Here is a 517-nt window from a genome sequence, read left to right on the forward strand (position 1 = left end):
CGGTAGCCGTATCTATACCACCGTTGCCGTCATCGACGGAGATCGTGAACGTATCCGTGCCGTTGAAGTCAGCAGCAGGTGTGTAGGTATACGTCCCGTCCGTGTTGACGATCACTGTGCCGTTGCTCGGGGCTGTTGCTAGGCTGGCCGTCAGAACATCGCCATCAATATCGTTCAGAATGACCGCACCGGAGACCGGGCTGTCTTCGTTGGTGGTAACTGCATCATCTGTGGCGGCAGGAGCGTCGTTCGTCGGCGTCACCGTCACGATCAGCGTGGCCGTGTCGCTCGAACCCGCTCCGTCTTCCACCGTATAGGTGATCGTCGGGAACACACTGCCGCCGGCAGAAAGGTCCGTGTTGTAGTCGGCATCAGGTGCAAACGACCATGTGCCGTCCGTCGAGATCGACACAAGACCAACACCCGGGATCGTCACCGCTCCGCCACCGGCACCAACCGGGGCGTAAACCGTGGGGGAAGAACCAATCGTAAAGCCGGTAACGCTCAGAACATCGGG

Annotated in this window: 1 protein-coding gene; it reads right to left on the reverse strand. The window is 59.8% G+C overall.

What is annotated here, in order from left to right:
• A partial coding sequence (locus R2A130_RS17130) for an Ig-like domain-containing protein (protein ID WP_009465470.1) occupies positions 1-517 on the reverse strand: 517 nt, incomplete at both ends.

It is taken from the genome of Ahrensia sp. R2A130 (genome assembly GCF_000179775.1).
Lineage (GTDB): Bacteria > Pseudomonadota > Alphaproteobacteria > Rhizobiales > Rhizobiaceae > Pseudahrensia.